Origin of the sequence: Pseudorhodobacter ferrugineus DSM 5888 (genome assembly GCF_000420745.1) — a bacterium.
GTDB lineage: Bacteria > Pseudomonadota > Alphaproteobacteria > Rhodobacterales > Rhodobacteraceae > Pseudorhodobacter > Pseudorhodobacter ferrugineus.
On the sequence record NZ_ATVN01000041.1, the window covers coordinates 1 to 1,300 of the forward strand.

Below are 1,300 nucleotides of genomic sequence, written 5' to 3' on the forward strand. Positions count from 1 at the left end.
TCTGTTGCCGCTGCCGCGACCCTTTTCAGCCATGATGGCACGGACCACCAGCTGAAGGTTAACAAAGCCAGCGCCACCGATACCGCCAGCTTACTGTTTCAGGACAACTGGTCGGGGCGCGCCGAAATGGGCCTTGCGGGTAATAATGATTTTTCCGTTAAGGTCAGCGCCGATGGCAGCAGCTGGGCCGAAGCGTTGCGGTTTGAGGCGGCGACAGGCAAGGGGCTGTTTGGTTTTGGGCTTGGGGTGCAAGGTGCGATTACGGGTACCGCTGTTACCCAAACCAGCACCGATACAACGGCAGGACGGCTGACCAAGGTGGGCGATTTTGGCTTGGGAGGCATTACTTCGGGGTTTGTGTCTGCCCCGTCCAATAACCTGAACTTGGTCACGGCAACAGGTTGGACCGATATTGATGCCGCCACGCTGAACAAACCTGCGGGGATCACCACTGGGTCTTGTCTGACCACGGTTCGCGAGGGCAACCGTGCCCATCAGATGGTGTTCAAAATTCAAAACACCCTTGATCCGCTGATCATGGTGCGGGTCCAAACTGGTGACGGCACGGTTTGGTCAGCGTGGCGGTCGGTGTTTGATCAGTCGAATATCGTGGGTGCGGTCAGCCAAGCCAGTGGCACCCCAACAGGCGCGATCATTGAGCGCGGCAGCAATGCCAATGGCGACTATACCCGTTTTGCAGGCGGTTTGCAGATCTGCACCCATAAGGTCACGGCGTTGAACGTGTCGGTTTCAGGGGGCAGCATTTTCATGTCGCCCACCGTCAACTGGGTGTTTCCGGCTGCGTTCACGGTAACCCCCGCGATTTCAGGTGTGGGGGGCAGCACCGCGCGCTGGTTGGGTGGGGTCAGCGCCAATGCATCAATTGCAAGCTTGCGCGCGATGTCTGCGATCCCCGAAGTCGGTTCAACCGTAATTGAAGCAACGGCCATTGGTCGTTGGCATTGACAGGAGATTCGGTATGAAAATTACACTTTCCCCCACGCGTATGGACAGCGCTTTGTCGCTGCGCCGCGATGATGATGTTTTGACGATCAACGATGTTCCGCTCGACTTGGCCAAATACAAAGACGGTGACAGCGTGTGGGTGATTGGTCAGCCAGAGCAGGTAAAAGGCGTTTGGCAGGTCATGCTGGTGTTCCCGCACGGGCCCGATGCCCCCAAGACTGCGCTGTTTCCAAAGCCAGTGCTGGCGGCCAAGAACGGCCCGATCCTTTTGCCGGACACGGCCGAAACCGACGTGAACTCTGACTAGCGGTGTGACGGTTCAGGCTTGCGGCGG

Annotated in this window: 2 protein-coding genes; both read left to right on the plus strand. The window is 58.1% G+C overall.

The genetic code is table 11. The annotated features are described in order from the left end of the window. Positions 1-966, plus strand: a 966-nt coding sequence (locus G560_RS21275; protein ID WP_022705680.1) for a hypothetical protein, incomplete at its 5' end; no start/stop codon positions are given. Positions 967-979: 13 nt separating this feature from the next. Beyond that, positions 980-1,273, plus strand: a complete 294-nt coding sequence (locus tag G560_RS0118095) for a hypothetical protein (protein WP_155947397.1) — start codon at positions 980-982, stop codon at positions 1,271-1,273. Positions 1,274-1,300: the final 27 nt, after the last annotated feature.

Bases quoted from the DNA above. Each gene is read 5' to 3' on its own strand.
- G560_RS0118095 (WP_155947397.1), top strand. From the start codon at position 980: ATGAAAATTACACTTTCCCCCACGCGTATGGACAGCGCTTTGTCGCTG.